The following is a 20,624-nucleotide window of genomic DNA, read 5'->3' as shown; positions in this document are numbered from 1 at the left end:
TATAATAAAATATTATTTTATTCCTGAATATGCAAACGCCTTTTTAATTTGACCATTTAAGAATGTATATATTATTAGTATTGGTGCTGTAAGCATTACATTCCCTGCCATTACTATATTCCAATTTGTTATACCTTCAATTTCCTTAAGCATAGTAACACCTATAGGAAGTGTTCTAACCAAATCAGTATTACTCATAACTAATGGCCAGAAATAATTGTTCCAATGATATATAAAACTAAATAACCCAAATGTAATCATAGCTGGTTTAGCTATAGGCAGCATAATCTTCCACATTATTTTGAAATCTGAAGCATTATCTAATTTCGCTGCTTCAATTATTTCATCCGATACTTGCATGAAGTTTTGTCTTAGTAAAAATATTCCAAATGATGATGTCATGAAAGGAAGTATTAATGGTACATATGAATTTATTAATCCAAGTTTACTCATCATAATATACACAGGTAAAAAAGTTATTTGTGGTGGAACCATTAGCCCGACTAACACTATTCCAAATAATATTTTTTCTCCCTTAAATTTAATTTTTGAGAAAGCATAAGCAGCTGGAACCATAATTATAAACTGCATAATTAGTATTGCTGAAGTAATAAATATACTATTTCCTAAATATCTAAAGAATGGCCCTGAATTCCATGCCTTTAAATAGTTTTCAAAGATAAATTCATTAGGTATTATTGTTGGTGGTATTTGTATTGCTTCAGCTGTAGTTTTTAATGATGTTGATATCATCCAAATAAAAGGAAATACAAATATCATTATCATTAAACCCAATACCACATACTCCAAACATTTTAACGGTACTTTAAGAATCGATAGTTTTTCTTTTAAATTTATTTTTTCTTTATAAGCGCTAGATTGTTGTAATTGTTCCAAGATCTTTCCTCCTACTAATTTTATTGGTAATGAACCTTATTAGATAATAGTTTAAAGTGTGCAAAAGTCAAAATACCTACTAATACTATTAAGAACACACTTGCAGCCGATGCTATCCCTATATCGTAATATCTAAACCCTGCTTCATAAATGTAGTAAACTAACATATTTGTAGAGTTTATTGGTCCTCCCTTTGTCATAACATTTATTAAGTCAAACACTTGGAATGACGCTGTTGTCGTTGTTATTAATAGGAAAAATATTGTTGGTGATAGTAGAGGTAATGTAACTTTAAAGAAGGTCTTTATTGGTCCACTATTATCTAAGTTTGCAGCTTCATAAATATACTTCGGTATACCTTGAAGACCTGCTACAAACACTAAAGTATTGTATCCTACTGTTTTCCATATTCCAACTAGTATTATTGAGAATAAAGCTGTTTTATCACTAGATAACCATGTAGATGGTTCAAGACCTATCTTCTCTAGTACAAAGTTTAAAAATCCATAATCAGGATTCATAAGCCACATAAATAGTACACCTATTGATACAAGAGAAACTATATGAGGTGTAAATATTATAGTCTGTGTAAGCTTGTGCATAAAACTTTGTTTGTTTAACCATACTGCAAATACTAGTGCTAATGAAATAGAAATAGTAACCATTGCTACTGTATAGATTGCTGTATTTTTCAAAGTTATTATAAAGTCTCCATCTTTTAAAAGATCCTTATAGTTATCTAACCCTGCAAATGTAAAAGTTGGACTCATCAAACTTCCCGATTGAAAACTTAAGTATATTGTGTACAATATTGGATATATTACAAATACAAGTATTCCTATTAAAGCAGGCATTATATATAGATAAGATTTATATTGCTTTTTCATTTAAACTCTCCTTATCATTTATTAATTCAAATAACCCCTGTATTTGTTTTTCATTTTCGATTCTATTTCCATTTGTATCAAAATAATATAAATCCGATTTATTTACGAATAACTGTACTTTTTCATCAAAGTTTAAAGTATCAGTTTCAGTTTTTATCATTATATCTTTACCTTGTACGTTTACACAATAAAGCACTTCTGACCCTAAAATTTCCTTTGTAAGTATTGTTCCGTTTAAAACTATTCCATCAAAATTATCATCTGCTTCTAACTTAATTTTTTCTGGCCTAAATCCATATTTTTCGTGGCATACATTCATATCTAGTATATTCATAGCTGGACTTCCTATAAATTGAGCAACAAATATATTTTTAGGATTTTGATAAATTTCTTTTGGTGCATCTATTTGTATTATCTCACCCTTATTCATTATTACTATCTTATCTGCCATAGACATTGCTTCGACTTGATCATGAGTAACATATACAAATGTTGACTTTAACTTGTTATGAAGTTGGATAAGCTCACTTCTCATTTGATTTCTTAGTTTTGCATCTAAGTTTGATAAAGGCTCGTCCATTAAAAATACCTTAGGTGTTTTTACCATAGCCCTTGCTAAAGCTACTCTTTGTCTTTGACCTCCTGATAAGTCAGATGGTTTTCTTTCTAAATATTCATCTAATCCTACTACTGAAGAAACTTCTGCTATGAGCTTCTCTCTCTCTTCTTTTTTTACTTTATTATTTTTTAATCCAAATTCTATATTTTCCTTTACACTCATGTGAGGATATAAAGCATAATTTTGGAAAACCATTGATATCCCCCTTTGTCCTGCATCTACCTTAGTTACATCCCTATCACCTATAAATAGATTTCCATCTGTAATATCTTCTAGACCTGCTATCATTCTTAAAGTTGTAGATTTCCCGCATCCTGATGGACCTACTAATACTGTAAATGAACCATCTTCTATTTCTAAATTTAAGTTTTCTATTACAGTATTTTTTTTGCTATAACTTTTCTTAATATTTTCTAAAATTATCTTTGCCATATTAACTCCCATTTCATTCTAATATTTTATTTCCCTTAACTTGTCCTTTTGTTTCATTTACTCAACTTAATTATATTTTATAGTGTATTTGTTAACTGATTATTAAGTAGTAGTTAATACATAGTTAACTTAATTAAGTGTTTATTAAATTTATTAAATTTAATTTAACCAAAAAATAGTAATTTTTATATAAGTAAGACAATATAATTTTCTCAATAGGAAAAAAGCTATACCAAATAAATTTGATACAGCCTTATCTAAGCAATATTACTTTTATCTTTTTCTTCTATTTTAATAAATTTAGGTTTTCTATTTTTGAATATACATACATGTTCAAATCCACAACTTACTAAAATTTCACAAGCTTTATCAAAATCAGCACATAAATCCTTAGCCCTGTGGGAATCTGAACCTAAAGTAATGATAGTTCCCCCTAGCTCCTTATATCTTTTTATAAATTTAATATTTGGATGAGTGCTATCTAATCCATATCTATAGCCTGAGGTATTAAGCTCTATCCCACTACCATTATTTATTATATTAATTAATATCTCATCTATTATTGGCTTATACTCTTCAAAACATATCTCATTATTTTCATAAGTCCCATATCTTATGATGTAATCAAGATGACCATATATATTAAATTCTTTAAATTTTTTAGTACAGTCTCTCATATACTCAAAGTATCTATCATAAGCTTCTTTTTTGCTTTTTCCCTCAAAGTAGCTCCTATCATGTATTTTTTTACCGTCTATACAATGAGTAGAACAAATTACAAAGTCAAAAGGATAAGATTTTACTATTTTTTCAAGACCTTCGTGTCTATCACTTTCATATCCAACTTCTATACCCAGCAATAACTCTATCTCACCTTTATACTTTTCTTTATAATGATTAAATACAGGTATATAGTCATTGTAGTCTATCCATTCTCCTGTAATATGATTTTCTATATGATCTGTTATAGTTAAATAGTTTAACCCCTTTTTTATAGCTATTTTTATTACAGTTTCCATAGAATCCTTTGCATCACTTGAAAAACTAGTGTGCACATGGTTGTCTAATATTTTCATATCCCCTCCTATAAGTTGCTTATAATTTCTTTTACTTGATCTGGATTATCTGATATTAGTATATCTATTCCCATATCTATTAGTTCTTTGTAATCCATGTTATGACTTCCTAACCATACATTAACCAATATACCTTGATTTTGTAGAGCTTCTACCTTTTCTTTTGTTAAGCTATATCCTGAAGGATGGAAGCACTCAACATTATATTTTTTGATATACATTGGTGCATCTAACATAGTACAATCTACAAGAAAACCACATACAATACTTTCATCAATTTTTTTCATTCTAATTATACTTTCATGATTGAAAGATGAAATAATAACTTTATCTTTTAAACCATATTCCACTATTAATCCATACACTTTTTGTTCTATATCTTTATAATCAAGAATGCTATTTTTTAATTCTATATTTGAAATAATGTTAGTGTCTTTAACCATTTCAAAGTAGTCTTTTAAAAGAGGTAGTTTTTGTTTTTCAACTTTCCCCATATAACGTCCTGAAAAATCATATTTTATTAGTTCATCATAAGTATAATCACATACATATCCAGTTCCGTCAGAAGTACGGTCTATAGTTTCATCATGTATAATTACAACTTGTCCGTCTTTTGTTAACTGAACATCAAATTCAATGCCATCACTACCTATTTCTATCGCTTTTTGTAATGCTAAAAGAGTATTTTCTGGATACTTACCACTAAATCCACGATGTGCAAAATTCTTTATCATAACTTAATTACCTCTACTAAATTTATTTTTTTAATAGACTATGTTGAACAAATAGTTTAACATAGCCTATTTAACATACTAGCATATTTTTTTTTAGTTTATATACTTTTAACTTAGTTATAATAGAGTTAACATTTTTTTAATAAATATATAATTCTTTCATACAAAAAAATCATACTAAATTTAGTATGACTTTTCGTGGATTTTAATGGTGGAGACGAGGGGAGTCTATAATTATAATTTTAATATTTTTCTACATTCAATCAAACTTAGTTATATCAATACTTTTGCTAATACAATATGCTAATGTAAAATTTGCACTTTCTATTATTTTTCATATTAGTTGTGTTAATATTGTGTTATTTTGTGTTATATCTTTTATATGCCATTTTAAGCATTACAAGGTATAAATACATTACTAATATAATGCGAGTGCCTTATAATCCAATTTATGCTTTACAACTTTTTATACGTTAAATATTAAAATCTATCTTGGTATCATTCTCATTCTATTATATTAAGAAGTTTATTTTTTATCTTATAACACACATGTATACTATATTATTTCCACTCTTATTTTCTAACAAATATAAACTTTATAATTATTAACTAGCTAAATGATACTAAGTAAAATTTATATAATATTGAAACATCAAGTCTCTGATCTGAATATTTATGTAAATATCATTCTTATTCATCGTTTTGCATATTCTTATTAATATATAAAAAGGATACATTATAAATCAAAATAGATGCACTCTTTAGCAATCGGCCAACATAATAATAAACAATTATTACATTTACATCATAATATTTTCAATATCTCTATAAAAGTTGCTCTATTTATTATTTTGTAAATTAGATTGAATCTCATTATATCTAATCGATTCCTTATTTAACCTTTTTATTTTCTTTAAATTTAATTGTAATTGTGTTCTGATATTTATAGTTCTGATAGTTGTAATAAAAAAGGACTCTATATCAAGAATCCTTATTATATGTAAAACAATTTATTTAATTTAGTATATATAGCTTGTTATATAAATCATTAATATAAGTATAATTGATAAAATTATACCAGGTAAACAGCAATATAAGCTATATTTAAAATAATTATATTTATTAGATGCTATATTTGAATTTATAAAAATCTCCTCAGCTAAATGCTTTTCTTTTAAGTTTAACTCTTCTTTGGATACAATTGTATTGTAATAATCCTCATATATATTTATTAAATATTCTTCATAATCCCTAGCTTTGATTATATCTGCAAAATATAAGATTCTTATTAAGATAATTTATATTAGCATTATATTTAGGCTTTATATTACTTATCTTAGGAACAAAAGATAGTAGTAATATAATTATACTTATAAGTATATCAATCATTGATACTATATAAAATATCTTGATTAGTATATTACTATCATCAGGTAAATTTAATTGGGTTAATCCAATTATGACTGTTGTTAGAAATACTAATAATGCTCCATTCTTTAACTCCGCAAAGTTAAGCCAATTGTTTACATTCTCAAATATATACTTTAAGTCATCCAAAACGTCCTGTTCAAAATTTCTTTTAGGCATACTCGAATATATTTTCCCTCATTTCTTTTATTTTCTTAGAGGCTATGTTAATAGTATTTTTAAAATCTAATACACATTCTTCATCTCTAAAAGTTTCTATTTCTTCTACATTAATCCACTTTACTTCTTCATGTTTATCATTTATACGTACTACGGATTCATCATTCTTACATTCTGCTATGAATATTACACCTTTATGTATATCTGAACCTTTTTCAATTTCATATACTGCTATAGGTATAGGTTGCTTTTCATTTCTATCTTCGTAACATATTAGATCAATATCTATATTAAAATCTTTTTTATACTCATTTTTTATAGTATCTATAATACTATCTTTATAATTAGCTTTTGCACATCCAAACTCCCATATTGATGGATTTTGTTTTTTCTTACTAGATCTCTTTGCAACTAATATTTGTATTGATCCATCAGATTTATTTACTTTATAACAAATAGCTACACAATGCATTTCTAAAGGTATTATATTAGTAAAGTCTTTATGATATTCCGATGTAGCCTCTATAGTAGAATATATTTTTTCTATCTTGTTTTTTAGATTTCTATCTTCTAAAATCTTATCTAATGCACCATTTATATCTTCATAAATATACTGATTTATATTACTACTATTACCTTTTTTTCTATTATTAAAATATTCCCTAGATAGCTCATCTTCTTCTAGCTCATCAAATTTAAAACTTTCTTCAAATGATATATTTTTAAACTTTTCTCTATCATGAAACCATATAATTGGATATAATTTTTCATGCCAGATACCTTTAAGTCTTCTAAATGTTATTAGATTCAGCTTTGATAAGTAATCTGTTCTCATTTTCAAAATATATGCAAGCTCAAAGCTTAAAACTAACCTTCTATCTCTTGTTTCTTTTGAAATTCTAAATCCAGCATCTATATCTTTACCTAAAAATTCAAAAAAACCTGGATTTTTTATTGATTCAAAATTATTATAATGCAAATAAGCATTTTCAACGTTAGACCCCTTTGCATTAATATCATTTGCAACAATGGCTAACCAAGAAGACCCTTTTATAGATAATATATTTTGCATTTTCATTATTTCTATATCTATTTCAGACTTACAATTTTTAAATATTTCTCCACTAGATAAATACTCTTTTGTTTTGCAAAGTATCTCAAATATTGAGTCAATATTTTTATATATCTGTTCAATATCTCTTATTTGTACAATATATACGGCTTCATCTCCTAGTATCCTCCATAATTCACAATTAGGCATTCTTTCCGTAACTAAACTATCTACGTATTTAAATATATTATTTATTACTATAGTCCAACTTGAATAGTTAACAGTTTTATATAAAGATGAATTAACTATATCATACGAAAAAAATAAAATAACATTGCTACTCTTACTTTCTTCTTCAGTATTTTCTCGTATCTCTTTCAAAGATTTTATAAGACTACTATCCAAATTAAGTTTTTTATCTACCATGCTAAATACCCTAACCATTTTCCTCTATTAGCTGCAGCCTGTATAGATACACCAAAGTATCTAGCAATTTCAGCTGTATTAACGGATACTCCGTCCGTATATTTCTCCATTATTTTCTTATATTCATCCCTTGGCATTAATAATGCTGCTGCGAATTCATTAGCTTGAAGCTCTTCTTCTGAACTACCATTTCTATAGTAATCTCTACCTCGTTGCTCCTCCCATAAATCATCATCTATTTGGTAACCCATATGCAAAAATAAATGTCCTAATTCATGTGCTATTGTGAATTTTTTTCTTTCTAGATACTGATTTTCCGGAATAAAAATCTCAAACTCATAATCTGTATTTTGAGTAGTTATACGACCATCATAGAACCCACTTTTAAGATTATTTTCTGTCACTTTACCTCCAATAGATTCCACAAAACTTTCTAAATCATCAATAGGTGCGGTAATTTTATAAGATTCTATAATCTCATCAGCCAATTTATTTATTATATTTCTAGTACGATAATCCATTATACCACTCCCTTCCTTATTAACAAGATTATACCATCCTATCGTTGGTCTAACAATAAAAACCTCTTTTTAAATTATTGTCTTATAACTTACATTTAATTATAATATGTTAAATATTATAATTATGGTTACTATTTATATTCTAATAATTACTCTATATATTCTATTAATACTTATACTTCATGAAACCATATAGCATCAGGTATATCTATTAACTTAAGCTTCTTTAGTACATTACTATTCAATAATCCATTTATATACTTAGTACTATATGAGCACTTTTGTAATATAACAGTATCTCTCATAGCTGATAAAGCTGTTAATTGCTTTAATATTAACTCAAACTTTTCATACCTCATATATTTAGGTTTGCATGATCCATAATATCTACTATCAAAAGGTATATGTCTTTTCTTTGAGGTTTCGCTTAAATCAAGCTCCGATATTAAATTAAAAAACTTATATTCAATAAGAGCTACCCCTCCTCCATCATATAAATTACATCTTTCAGAATATATATTTTTACCTAAACAGCTTCTACATTTAAATACTTCTTTATTATCATAGCAATAAATTTTAGTCCTTCGCTCACCACATTCTGGGCAAACAAAGAATTTCTTTTCTCCAAAACCTGTCTTTTGCTTAGATATAAATATATCTTGTATTTTATAGTTACACCAACCTCCATGAGCATAACTTTTTATACGACCAAATAATGTTATCTTATCATCCTCTATGTTTACATATTTCTTTTCTTTACCAAACTTTATTGAATATTTTCCTGATAAACCTTTTATATTCTTTATATCAATGACATTCATATACATCCTCCAGAATAACCTAAATACTAAGCAAATTTATACTTTTTATTATACTACATTGATTTAGAAGCTTAAACCCTAGTAAAATACAGTATTGTAGCTTATTTTATAAGTGCACCCTTTTGGAGCGTGCCATTTGGAGTACTCCATAAAAAGTATGCAACGTTCCTATTACTACTACATTACTACTACGTTGATATTACAATACTTAAAGCTTGATAAATAGCCATTTGACCGCGTTTTTTATTTGAGTTGTTTGTTTTGGAAATTGAAATTTGAGTTGGTTTCGTAATTTTTATTTGTCGTTTTGGAAGTTCGCAACTATATGTGTTCATTGTGATAAAGAAATCAGCAGTCTGCAAATTTGCAGATTGGGGAAGTGCGCAACTATATTCGTTCATTATGTTAGCAATTATATAGTCTTTTATCTGCAATTTAAACGCTCATTTTCTCACATATTTCAACCTTAACATTACTAAACACAAACTTAGCATACCTTATACTAATCTAATCGTTGTAATACATCTATGACTCGCTTACCTTACCGTAACCTTACCGTAATAAATGCAATCTCTGATACCTCAATAAAACATTAGATATTAAATAAATATTAACGATTCCAAAAATGGAAACGAAATAAAAAAGAAACTAAGCCATTTATTTAGCCTAGTTTCTTTTTTAACTCTATGTATGGGTATAATTACCTTATTTATTATTCAAAACCTCTCTGTAACCCATAGAAGATATTTTTATAGTCCTAAAATCATATCTAAGGTAACTTGATTACTATTAAAAATATTATTACTATTATCTACTACTCTATCTATCGAAAATAATACTTTTATCAAATTCATTATTTAAATCTTCTTTATAATTGTCATTAAAACTTATCCATAAATCATATACTAAATCTTTATTTTTAGAAATAGTATTTTTTATTCTATCTTCCACAAAATAAATATCACTAAAGCTATATTTATCCTTTAGATAAGCTCTATTACCTTCTGCAATAGTTTTATATATAAATAGATCTTTAGCTTCTACAATATCATCTAAACTTAATATAAATCCTTGTATAACCTTATTCCTCTTATATGTATCTAGTCCATCAAATATAGTTTGTATAGTATCTATAACATCAAGCTCATGTCTGTATTTATTTCTTAATTCTTTGCTTATTTCATGAATATAAATTGATTTTGCAGGATCTTTATATAAATTAATTATGTTATTCTCCGCCTCTTGCTCTTTTAACTCCATATACTTAGAACGTATTAATTTACTCTTAAACTTTAATTCTCTAAATGCTTTATTTTGTATATGCTTTGCCTTTGAGTATTCTATTCCTTTTGAAGCTGATACCTCAGTTAATGTCTTATCAGTAAATAAGGTTTCATAAGCAATATAATGTTCTATTCCATTTAATATCATATTTACTTCTTTTTTATAGGCTTCTATTGTTATTTTATCTATAGTTTCATCTGATACATTTATATTTATATCTTCTATCGTATCAGCTATTGTTATATCCTCATCCAGTCCACCTATAGGTGTATCTATTGATATTGAATTAGCTAAAGATTGTCTTTTTATTCTCTTTAAATTTTGAAATTCTCTTAATATAGCTCTCTTTATACATGAATATATCCAAGTATCTTTTTTACAATCCCTTGTATCGTCATATGTATTAAACCCTCTTATAAAACCCATAGACCCTATTTGAACTAAATCCTCTATCTCTAATTTATATATATTATTTTTAAATTTATTAGCAATCTTATATACCATAGGTTCATATCTTATATAATCTTCATTAGTTATCATAATAAACACCCCTTTGTTATATTTATACTATAATTATTATAACATTATATGTATAAAAATAGAGATAGCTTAACCAATCATTTTAAAATTGGGTTTAGCCACCTCTATAAAAATATTATATATTAATCATCTAAAATTGATGCTATATTCAATAAATCTAGTAATATATTAATAAAGTCTAAGTAAAGGTTTAAAACATGTAGAGAGAGATCATTCTTTTCTCTTATTTCACCATTTTCTATCTCATGCTTTATTAAACTTATATCATAAAGAACATAGCCAGAAAATATTACTACACCCACTATGCTTATTAATAAACTAAGCATTGCTCCCCCTATAAATATATTAATTATCAATGCTATTAGTATACCTATAAGTCCAGCGAATAATATACTTCCTAGTCCCAGATAATGTCCAGCTTCTTTTCTACTTGATAATTTAGCTAATACTGCAAATAACGCTATTGATGCAACCAATATGGATGTAAATACACCTGTCCCTAAATCCTCTAAATAATATTGTAATAATGGATATGTAAGAATACCATCAATAAAAGTAAATGCATAAACAAAATTCATAGAAAAGCTTCTAGGAATTATATTTTTTCTTGATAATAAAGACATTATTAAAAGTCCTATCATTAAAAAAGTAAATATCATATTTGCATAATATGCAAAACTAACCGGTATAAATATCTGTCCAAACATAAAACCTATGAACATAAATAATACAGATGTAGCTAGACATTTAAAAATTGCTGACATAGGATTTTCTATGCTTCTATTCATATTTACTCCTCCTCCCTTATTAATTCTATTTTATATGTATACTATCATCTTATTCAAGTTACATTCAGTTAACAAAATACTAAGCATACAAATAATTCTTTAACTATTATTAAGTATAGCTATATTATTTTAATAATAGTTTTCTTGATCATCATTTATATCTATATATTTAGCTCTTATTTTCAATCTATCTTCATTATTTAGAAACACTAAATCTATATATTCATCAGTACACATTCTATATACATAATGCTTATTAATATTTATTATAAAATAATCTGCTAACCCTTTAAATCTATATCCTAGATCTTCTTTAGTTATTTGCTCAATTAATAATCCATATTTTATATCTTTGACTTTACATTTTACATAATAATGATCTATTTTCTTAAGATTATCATCCGTATCTTCACAAGATATATATTCTGAGTAAACATTAACTTTTTTTAATTCTGCTTTATGTCTTAAGTACTGTTTTAGTCTTATATTCTCAACACTACTATAGTATAAATCACAACACTTACTTTCCTCATACCTATTGATACAGTCTAGCCATGTATAAACATTAATTACAAAAATTATATCATCATTATCGTTGAATAAATCTTTAAATACACTAACAGCTCTATCATATACAACTTTTATATAATCATTATCTGATGTACTTATATCCCTTCCAAGCTCTAAGCATAAATATTGTTCATTGCTAGACCAAAAGTTGGGATATAATTTCAAACTTTTAAATTCATTTTCTATATATTTCTTAAGCATTAATACTTCCTTTTCTATTTAAATTAATCTATATACTCCAAATTATACCAAATATTTCAATATATTCATATGACCTCATACAATCTCAAATCCATCTATATATAAAAACAAGGTGTCATCATACTAACACCTTGTTCAATATTATTTAATTATTTTCAAATGTAGCTCATGCTTTATATATCGCATAAATCCTATTACATTATAAAAAAATTTCATATCCTTTACTCATATATATTACCCTCTCCTATCTATAATATCTTTTCTTTTAAATTATTAATAGAAGCCATTTTATCAGTACACCCACCTTTATCTGGATGATATTTATGACTTAATAATTTAAATGCTTCTTTAAGTAGTGACTTTTCTTGACTGTCAATGTCTAAACTATTTCCACTACCAAAATTTGCACTTGATAATTGACCATTCAAGTAACCCTCTTGATACTTAGCTGATATCTCTTTATAATACAAATCTCTATATTGTTCTTTAAATTCATTATACTTTTCTTCTCTCTGCGCCTTTTCTTCTGCCCACTTTAAATCTATCTTTCTACATAGCTGCTCATACTTAGGATAATATTCCTTTTTTAGCTTTAACAATTTGCATTCTAAATCATTATATAATTCAACCGTATAAATCTTTAATATCCTTCTTGTTAGTATCTTTTTTAATGATTTTGGAAGTTCATTAAAATTAGGATTGTAATCCTCAAAATCATCATATAGGCTATGATATCCATATGTACAAATCTTCTTATCATTTGACACTACCTTCCCATTTTCTCTATATCTTTCACATATATAAATACTATATGTTTCTTTTCCCTTTCTTATTTTGCAAAACATATCTCAACCTCCATATAGTGTAAATTTACATTTTAACTAAACATTATTTCTACACTACTAATTTATTAATTAAAAGCCCTAGTATAAAACTAGGACTTTAGAACATTACATTAACTCTATATAGAAATTACTTATATCCATATTTAAAAGCCAACCATCAACAACCTTAAAAATTTGCTTTCCGCAGCTTGTATTTTTATTTATTAAAACTTTAAACTTAGCTCTTTTAGCTCTATCTAATTGCTTTTTAAAAATAGAAACTAATTTATCAATGTTATCACATTTACTTAATATTTTCTGCTCTCCTCTAGAACCATTCTTAAAGGTATATCTTATAACATAAACATAGTAATTTTTATATCTACACATTTTTATTCATCCCCTTATTTATACATATTTATTTTATCTTGTATTCCTTTTCTTAATGTTTCAGCTACCTCTTGAGCTATTTTGAAGTTCTCACATTGAATTTCATGATAGTAAAAATTCTCTTTGTGATGTATCTCAACTGTTACCGTTGGTTCTTCTATCCCTATTGCTATTGTTATCATTAGTCCTAAATCTCCCTAAGTATGTGTGTGTTTTATCTTAATTTATTTAATTTTATAGCTATTTCTAAAGTTTCTTTACTCTTGAAATCTTTCTTAGCTCTTATCAATATCTCTTTTATTACTTTAAATTTATTATAATTCATATACATTTACTCCTTTACTAAGAGCAACTACACGTGGTACAATTCTATTTGTGGATAGAGTGGTTACCGTGTGTAACTGCTTTTTTTATATTCATAATGTAGATTTATACTAAAATAAGTCTAAAAAGCTTTATAAGTACTAAATTTTAGATATTTTTACTATTCTAAAGGTCTAATTAATAGATTAATATTTTGGTTATATATTCTATATATATCTGAGTTTATTTTTTCATACTTTAAAAATCTATTTATCTTAATCTCAATTTCTAATCCTGAAACTCCTTTAAATTCTAAAAATCCACCTTCTACAATAAAAGCTCCAACTAGTAAATCTTTATTTTTGGATATAGATCTTTTAACCCTTATATGCTCTATAATTTCTAATGCTCCAACTTTTCTATTTATTTCTGTAATTAATTTTTGAATACTCATTTATCAATCTCCATATGTTCATATATAAAAATTTATATCGTTCTAAAATTTTATACTATTGGATAATAGTTTAAATCTGAGCCTTTAAACCAATAATAATTACTTCCTGTTGTACCATTTCTATTTTTATCAACTATAATTTCTAAGAATTTATTCCCCTTAATCCCTTGAGCTTCAATAGTTGCTTTCATATCATCAAAGCTTCCTCTTTCATTAAATATAGTCCTTTTATAAGCCTCATTAAGCTCTTTCTCTTCTGTTACCCTGTGAAGGTATATAACTATATTACTGTCATGATATATAGCTCTTGATTCTCTTGTATAACTTTCTCCTCTAGGTCTAAAATTTCCATTTCCCTTTTCTGCTAATTGTGTTAGTTGAATTACTGGTACTCCGAAGTCTAAAGTTATATTTTTTAACTCTCTAGAAAGTTCTGCTACTTGTCTTTCTCTTGTATCTTTAATTGAGCTTGGAGTTAATAATTGAACATAATCAACTATAACTAAATCCGGCTTATTGACTCTTATAGCTCTTTTTATCCCCTGTATAGTAGATATTTGATCGTCTATAATTATGTTTTTAGTATAATAATTGCTCATAGTATTTGTTAACTTTACCCAATCACTCTCTGTAAAACTTCTATTTTCATAATCTAATTTAGATATTCCTGTCTCTGACAAGATTATACGTTCAGCTACTTGCTCTTTACTCATTTCACGACTTATTATCATAACTTTTTTGCCTTTTTTATAAGCTTCTATTGATATCTTTAAGGCTATAGCACTCTTACCAACTCCACTACCAGCGCCGATAGCTATTAACTCTTTTTTCCCAATTCCATTAGTATGTTTATCAATAATAGCTATATTAGTTTTAATTTTTTCTTGTGGTTTGTCATTTAACTTGTCAAAAATATTGCTCATTATGTAATCAAGAGTGTTATTATATTCCTTAACTTCATCAATAATATTTGTTGACTTCTCAAATATCTCTAAAGATGAATCGATATCCTTACCACCTCGTATATTTTCTATAAACTTATATGAAGCTATTATCATTCTTCTTTTGTCGCTAAATCCTTTTACAATATCTATGTAATGCCCTATACTAGAAGTATTAGGAACTATGGTTGATAAGCTCGTTATATAACTAATTCCTCCTACATCTTCTAGCTTGCCTATAGATTTTAATTGCTCCACTATAGTAACTAAATCTATAGGCTTATTTTTTTTATTTAACAGCATAATAGAATTGAATAAGTCCTTATGAGCTTCATAGTAAAAATCATCACCATTTAAATTTTTTATATAGTCTATGGTTCTACTATCTAATATCATGCACCCTAGTACACTTTGCTCTGCTTCTTGACTGTATAAATGCTCTGGCATATTATCCTTCTCCTATCTTCATTTCTATAACTTTTCCCATTGGTTTATCATATAACTGTTGATCTTTTGGTTTCTGATTTAAATATCCTTCAAACTTAGTCCCAAAAAGTGTTTCTGGTCTTAAATAAATCTCCATATTAGTTCCTAACCATTCTTTAGTTTTAATTTCTATTACCTTATAAAAATCATCCTCTATAAAACCTTCTTTTAATCTAGCATCTATACAAGCTACTGTTTTCTTAGTTGTAGGTTTATAACTTTTACAAGTTAATTCATTAAGTCGTGTGATAACTCGACTATATATATTTATTTCTTTTTCTTTTTCTTTGATAGTATATGGCTTTAATTTGGATTTAACTTGGATATCACTTGCATTATCCTCATTACAATCATTGGAATTACTAGGTTTTAATTTGGATTTAACTTGGATTTGATTTTGTTTTAACTTTGATGTTTTTTCTTGAAATTTTACAATTTCATATATAGGTGCTTTGCCTTTAGATTTCTTTCTAAAAACTCTCAAACAACCTAACTCTATTAATTTTTTAACCTCTCTGTAAGCTATGTCATAACTTAATTCTATAGATTTAATTTCTAATATAATTTGATCTATAGTCATATCTACAAGCATATTTTCAAAATTACACTTTTTGTATAGAGCATTATATATTAGTAATTGCCTTTCACTTAAACCTAAAGGTGAAACCATATATCCTTTATTTAAAATCTTACTCAATCACCTCACCCACTTACAAGCAACTACCTGCATTAGCTCTAAACCAGTCATCTAGTTTATCTTTTATTATGTAATATCTACACCCTATTTTAATGCTTGGGAATCCTTTATTTGTTGACCTACAAAGTTCTCTAAACTTAGCTTCTCCTATAGGATATTCCTTTGCTGCTTCTTTAGCTGTCATAAGTTCTGCTTTATTCCTCTTATATGTCATTACTTCTCTATAGCCTCGCTCCCTATCTCTTTCTTCCTCTTGTTGGCTTACTAAAATATTTAAAGTACTTTGTAGCGTTTTTAATATTTCTAGGTTATTTGTATTACTCATAAATTAATCACCCCTACTCTTCTATAAGTTCGCTTACTGTTATGTCTAGAGCATTTGCTATTTTTTCTATAGATTCAAATTTTAATTGCTTTATATCTTGTTTTCCAACTTCAAGCCTATTAATTGTGCTTGGAGACATTCCTAATTTTTTAGCCAAATCTTTTTGCCTCAAACCTTTTTTTATTCTCGCTATTTTTAGAGTTAGACTCATATTTACCACCTTCTAAAAGCATAATTTAATTATGTCTTGTTTATATATTAGCATAACTAAATTACGTTAGTCAATATATTAACTACAAAAAAGCATAACAATATTACACCTTGTATGTTATAATTAAATTAGGCAATAGTTATATAATAGAATTTATTTTATGGAGGTTATAAATGAACATAGGTGAGAACATAAAGAAATATAGAAAAGAAAAATGCCTAACTCAAACGGAGCTAGCTAAAAAAGTAAATAAATCAAAATCTACAATACAAAAATATGAAGCTAATGATGCTATGCCTCCAATAGATGTATTAGGAGATATAGCTACAACATTACAAATACCAATAGATTTTTTAATAGGTTCTGAATTAATACCAATGCAAGATGAAAGTGGTTTTTCTGGATTCATAGATAGCCAATTTGGATATTTTGATCCAAATTATGAAGGTTATATGGAGTTTTTAGAAAGAAATCTAAGTTTATCAAATAATTATAAAAAAGATAATATTTTTGTATCACCTTCATATCCTTCATTTACATCAGAACTAATTACTTGCATAGGTAAATCTTATTCTAAAAATAATACTCCATTATCTATTGATGGTTTAAAAGAATTTTTAGAAGAACAAACTAATATCCACAATATTTGGCTCATCAATGCTGAAAAGGAATTACCTTTACCAGAATTAATAAAGCTCTTAGATTTTTATAGATATTATAATTTTAATGACTTTTACGCTTTTATTAATGGTAGCTCATTTGGCTTTTCCGATTTAGACATTGATATAAAAAATATAATACAAGATTTTAAATATGCTGCAAATAAAAGTATTAAAATCCCTGGAGGATTTACATCTAAACCTGAAACAATAAACATAGGTTTGGCCTATAAATCATTAGTTAACTTAATATTTTATATAGGAAAAGAAAATAATCTCTCTAATATGAATGATAAATCATATAGAAAATTACTTATGAAAACTTGTGATTTATTAGAGTTTGAGTTATTCAAATTAGAAAAAGAAATCGACCAAGAAAATAACGAATAAAACTGAAAATAATGTCAAAATCCAAAATTGGATTCTGAGTAAATTAACACTCTATTGTAGTGACAAATTTTGCTAAGTATAAATATAAAACTTCCACTATGATAACTGCTCAATTTTGAGAACGTAATTTTTCGTTTTCAAAAATTTTACTTTACTATAATTAACCGAGATTTTTCCCTTGTCATCTATTACATTGTAGTGACAAGTTTTACTCACTATAAATATAAAACTACACTATGATAACCGCTCAACTTTGAGCTCAGCGAAATATTTCGTTAACCTAATAAATTTTACCTCGTCATCTATTAACATTGTAGTGACAAATAATACTAAGTATTTATCTAAAAATATAACTGCACAATAAACTTAAGCTTTTCATACCAAAGTTAGATATAAATACTTTTGCTTATCTTGTAGTTACTGAAAATATATACCTAGTAACTACATAAAATTCTTAGTTACTTAGGAATATTTAAAATATAAAGGGGTGATAGCTCATGGCCAATAAAAGAGCTAATGGCGAAGGCTCTATAAGTAAATATATAGTTAATGGAGTAAATAAAGGATGGAGAGCTTCTATATCAGTTGGCTCAGATGAAAACGGAAAATATATTAGAAAACAATTCTATGGTAAAACTCAAAAGGAAGTTAAGGAAAAATTAGAGGAATTTAAAAAGCAAATAAGCCTAGGAGCTTTGCCATCTGATGATAAATTAACTCTTGAGCATTGGTACTATACTTGGTTATTTGATTATAGAATAAAAGACTTAAAGCCTAAATCATTTGAAAAATATGAGGGAATATATAGAAACTATATTAAAGGCTCTACTATAGGTAAAATTAAGTTAAAGGACTTAAGAGCTACACACTTACAAAAGCATTATAATGAGCTTATAGATATATATAATAAGCCTGTATCAACTGTTAAAAGCTTAAATACTAGACTTAAACCTTGCCTTGCAGAAGCTGAGAAACAAGGATATATACAAAAGAACTATTGTAAAATGGTTACTTTACCTAAAGATAATACAACTAAAGAAATCAAAGTATTAAGTTCGGACCAACAAAAGTTATTTATTGAAGCTATTAAAGGACATAATCTTGAAGTATTATTCTTAGTTGCACTTAGTACGGGTTTAAGACTTGGTGAAATATTAGGTTTAAAATGGAGTGATGTAGATTTTAATACTGGTACTCTAACTGTTAATAGAACATTACAAAGAGTTACTCATATAGATAGAAACGGTAATAGAGAGTCTAAAGTTATTGAACAATTACCTAAAACTAAAAATTCTATAAGGACTATTCCTATACCTAAAAATATATTAATCAAACTCAAGGATCATAGACTAGAGCAAAATAAAAATAGACTAAAACTTGGTGATTTATATTCTAATAATGATTATGTATTTTGTGATAAGTTAGGTTATCCTATAGATGATAAAAGACCTGCTAGGAATTTAAAGAGTATCTTAACTAAACTCGATATTGAGCCTATTAAGTTCCATGGATTAAGACATACTTATGCTACTAGATTATTTGAAGCTAATGTTCCGCCTAAAACGGTTCAAGTGTTAATGGGCCATTATGATATAAGTATTACGTTAGATATATATACACATGTTATGGAGGATACTAAATTAGAGGCTGTTGAAAAACTTAATAATATATTTAACCTTTAAACCATAAAAAGATCTATTAACAATAGACCTTTTTATGGTTTGCATTTTTATTATCTAAAATTTAGAATAGTGATCTTTAAGTATTTTGTATAGTTCATTTATTAACCTTACAATTTCTGTTCTATGTTTTATAAATGTATGAGATCTTAATCTATCATCGGCTGCTGTAACTAACTCTTCATCTAATTTAGTACACACTTCTAACAATTTATTATAAAAATCTTCGTCAAAATATTTATAAAATACAGCTTTAGTTAAAATGCTGTTTATAATTTCATTTACTTCATCACAAATAACAGAGCCGTTTTCTGATGTCGCTTCTAGTTTTGTAAGTGACTCTGGTAACTTTACAATAATAAAGTCAAAAAATATTTTTTCAAAAAAATCTTTGTTTAAAGTTATCTCCGTAGATTTTTTAGTTAAGAAAAATCCTTTTTTTCCTAAGACAACACTTATAACTATTGTAGCCAATGCAAGAACTATAGTAATTAAATCGTTCCAATTAGTTGTAAAAAATTCCATTTTCTCTCCTTAGCTTACTTTAATAGTTTACTGATTTGCTAAATTTATCAACTACCTTTTTATTTCCTTCAATTTTAAAGTATTTATAAAAATCTGTTCTTCTTATCTCCTCAAATATTTCATATGTAAATCCTTGTACAAATGATATAGCAATATCTTCAATTGCATCCGGTATAATAATTACATTGACCTTCGTAAGATCAACGAATTCTTTTACTTGTTTCTCATATGTATCTATACCTAATTTATTTCCAGCTAATCTACTTACACTATTTCTAAATGATAGTTCGATTCTGTTTTCCATAA

At 26.5% G+C, this 20,624-nt stretch carries 24 protein-coding genes; 2 read left to right on the top strand and 22 right to left on the bottom strand.

Annotated features, from left to right (window positions below):
- Nucleotides 1-12 precede the first annotated feature (12 nt).
- The 20 genes from EIH23_RS04615 to EIH23_RS04525 form a co-directional block, all read right to left on the bottom strand.
- Nucleotides 13-897: a carbohydrate ABC transporter permease gene (locus tag EIH23_RS04615; RefSeq protein ID WP_243113323.1), complete on the bottom strand. Its 885-nt coding sequence runs from the start codon at nt 895-897 to the stop codon at nt 13-15.
- Nucleotides 898-917: 20 nt separating this feature from the next.
- Nucleotides 918-1,784, bottom strand: coding sequence for a carbohydrate ABC transporter permease (locus EIH23_RS04610; RefSeq protein WP_122639050.1), 867 nt, complete (start codon nt 1,782-1,784; stop codon nt 918-920).
- Nucleotides 1,768-2,835: an ABC transporter ATP-binding protein gene (locus tag EIH23_RS04605; protein ID WP_122639049.1), complete on the bottom strand. Its 1,068-nt coding sequence runs from the start codon at nt 2,833-2,835 to the stop codon at nt 1,768-1,770. Before EIH23_RS04605 ends, EIH23_RS04610 begins: the two co-directional genes overlap by 17 nt.
- A 257-nt stretch (nt 2,836-3,092) precedes the next feature.
- Nucleotides 3,093-3,911 carry a histidinol-phosphatase HisJ family protein gene (locus EIH23_RS04600; RefSeq protein WP_122639048.1) on the bottom strand — a complete coding sequence of 273 codons (819 nt, stop codon included), beginning with the start codon at nt 3,909-3,911 and terminating at the stop codon, nt 3,093-3,095.
- A gap of 8 nt (nt 3,912-3,919) precedes the next feature.
- Nucleotides 3,920-4,645, bottom strand: coding sequence for a glycerophosphodiester phosphodiesterase (locus EIH23_RS04595; RefSeq protein WP_122639047.1), 726 nt, complete (start codon nt 4,643-4,645; stop codon nt 3,920-3,922).
- A gap of 1,251 nt (nt 4,646-5,896) precedes the next feature.
- A complete protein-coding gene (locus EIH23_RS04590; RefSeq protein WP_122639046.1) occupies nt 5,897-6,232 on the bottom strand; it encodes a hypothetical protein in 336 nt (111 codons plus the stop codon).
- A complete protein-coding gene (locus EIH23_RS04585; RefSeq protein WP_122639045.1) occupies nt 6,225-7,709 on the bottom strand; it encodes a hypothetical protein in 1,485 nt (494 codons plus the stop codon). The genes EIH23_RS04590 and EIH23_RS04585 overlap by 8 nt, the downstream gene beginning before the upstream one ends.
- Nucleotides 7,703-8,230, bottom strand: a complete 528-nt coding sequence (locus EIH23_RS04580; RefSeq protein WP_122639044.1) for an ImmA/IrrE family metallo-endopeptidase — start codon at nt 8,228-8,230, stop codon at nt 7,703-7,705. The genes EIH23_RS04585 and EIH23_RS04580 overlap by 7 nt, the downstream gene beginning before the upstream one ends.
- Nucleotides 8,231-8,403: 173 nt before the next feature.
- Complete coding sequence (locus EIH23_RS04575; RefSeq protein ID WP_122639043.1) at nt 8,404-9,051, bottom strand: hypothetical protein; 648 nt, start codon at nt 9,049-9,051, stop codon at nt 8,404-8,406.
- A gap of 819 nt (nt 9,052-9,870) precedes the next feature.
- Nucleotides 9,871-10,875 carry a sigma factor gene (locus tag EIH23_RS04570; protein ID WP_122639042.1) on the bottom strand — a complete coding sequence of 335 codons (1,005 nt, stop codon included), beginning with the start codon at nt 10,873-10,875 and terminating at the stop codon, nt 9,871-9,873.
- A 122-nt stretch (nt 10,876-10,997) separates the two neighbouring features.
- Nucleotides 10,998-11,663, bottom strand: coding sequence for a Bax inhibitor-1/YccA family protein (locus tag EIH23_RS04565; protein ID WP_122639041.1), 666 nt, complete (start codon nt 11,661-11,663; stop codon nt 10,998-11,000).
- 129 nt (nt 11,664-11,792) lie between these two features.
- Nucleotides 11,793-12,434 carry a DUF3885 domain-containing protein gene (locus EIH23_RS04560; protein ID WP_122639040.1) on the bottom strand — a complete coding sequence of 214 codons (642 nt, stop codon included), beginning with the start codon at nt 12,432-12,434 and terminating at the stop codon, nt 11,793-11,795.
- 248 nt (nt 12,435-12,682) lie between these two features.
- Nucleotides 12,683-13,279, bottom strand: coding sequence for a hypothetical protein (locus EIH23_RS04555; RefSeq protein WP_122639039.1), 597 nt, complete (start codon nt 13,277-13,279; stop codon nt 12,683-12,685).
- 105 nt (nt 13,280-13,384) lie between these two features.
- The gene (locus tag EIH23_RS04550; protein ID WP_122639038.1) at nt 13,385-13,648 is read right to left on the bottom strand and encodes a hypothetical protein; all 264 of its coding nucleotides are present in this window, start codon (nt 13,646-13,648) and stop codon (nt 13,385-13,387) included.
- 14 nt (nt 13,649-13,662) lie between these two features.
- A complete protein-coding gene (locus EIH23_RS16220; protein ID WP_164488985.1) occupies nt 13,663-13,830 on the bottom strand; it encodes a hypothetical protein in 168 nt (55 codons plus the stop codon).
- 302 nt (nt 13,831-14,132) lie between these two features.
- The gene (locus tag EIH23_RS04545) at nt 14,133-14,405 is read right to left on the bottom strand and encodes a hypothetical protein (RefSeq protein WP_122639037.1); all 273 of its coding nucleotides are present in this window, start codon (nt 14,403-14,405) and stop codon (nt 14,133-14,135) included.
- Between the two features lie 50 nt (nt 14,406-14,455).
- Nucleotides 14,456-15,793, bottom strand: coding sequence for a replicative DNA helicase (locus tag EIH23_RS04540; protein ID WP_122639036.1), 1,338 nt, complete (start codon nt 15,791-15,793; stop codon nt 14,456-14,458).
- Between the two features lies 1 nt (nt 15,794).
- Entirely contained in the window at nt 15,795-16,529 is a 735-nt protein-coding gene (locus EIH23_RS04535; RefSeq protein WP_243113322.1) for a conserved phage C-terminal domain-containing protein, read from the bottom strand.
- A gap of 13 nt (nt 16,530-16,542) precedes the next feature.
- On the bottom strand, nt 16,543-16,854 hold the full coding sequence (locus EIH23_RS04530) for a helix-turn-helix domain-containing protein (protein WP_122639035.1): 312 nt from the start codon (nt 16,852-16,854) through the stop codon (nt 16,543-16,545).
- A 13-nt stretch (nt 16,855-16,867) separates the two neighbouring features.
- Nucleotides 16,868-17,065 carry a helix-turn-helix domain-containing protein gene (locus EIH23_RS04525; protein WP_122639034.1) on the bottom strand — a complete coding sequence of 66 codons (198 nt, stop codon included), beginning with the start codon at nt 17,063-17,065 and terminating at the stop codon, nt 16,868-16,870.
- Nucleotides 17,066-17,238: 173 nt separating this feature from the next.
- On the opposite strand from EIH23_RS04525, the gene EIH23_RS04520 reads away from it, so the two are divergent.
- Both EIH23_RS04520 and EIH23_RS04515 read left to right on the top strand, forming a co-directional pair.
- Nucleotides 17,239-18,114, top strand: coding sequence for a helix-turn-helix domain-containing protein (locus tag EIH23_RS04520; RefSeq protein ID WP_122639033.1), 876 nt, complete (start codon nt 17,239-17,241; stop codon nt 18,112-18,114).
- Between the two features lie 497 nt (nt 18,115-18,611).
- Nucleotides 18,612-19,796: a tyrosine-type recombinase/integrase gene (locus EIH23_RS04515; protein ID WP_122639032.1), complete on the top strand. Its 1,185-nt coding sequence runs from the start codon at nt 18,612-18,614 to the stop codon at nt 19,794-19,796.
- A gap of 54 nt (nt 19,797-19,850) precedes the next feature.
- Here the strand turns inward: EIH23_RS04515 and EIH23_RS04510 are convergent, their stop codons facing one another.
- Nucleotides 19,851-20,318, bottom strand: a complete 468-nt coding sequence (locus EIH23_RS04510) for a hypothetical protein (protein WP_122639031.1) — start codon at nt 20,316-20,318, stop codon at nt 19,851-19,853.
- A gap of 19 nt (nt 20,319-20,337) precedes the next feature.
- Nucleotides 20,338-20,622, bottom strand: coding sequence for a hypothetical protein (locus EIH23_RS04505; protein ID WP_122639030.1), 285 nt, complete (start codon nt 20,620-20,622; stop codon nt 20,338-20,340).
- Nucleotides 20,623-20,624 lie beyond the last annotated feature (2 nt).

It is taken from the genome of Romboutsia sp. Marseille-P6047, from assembly GCF_900604535.1.
Lineage (GTDB): Bacteria > Bacillota > Clostridia > Peptostreptococcales > Peptostreptococcaceae > Romboutsia_E.
The sequence above is the reverse complement of the archived record's forward strand: the minus strand, read 5'-3'. Positions and strand labels throughout refer to the sequence as shown.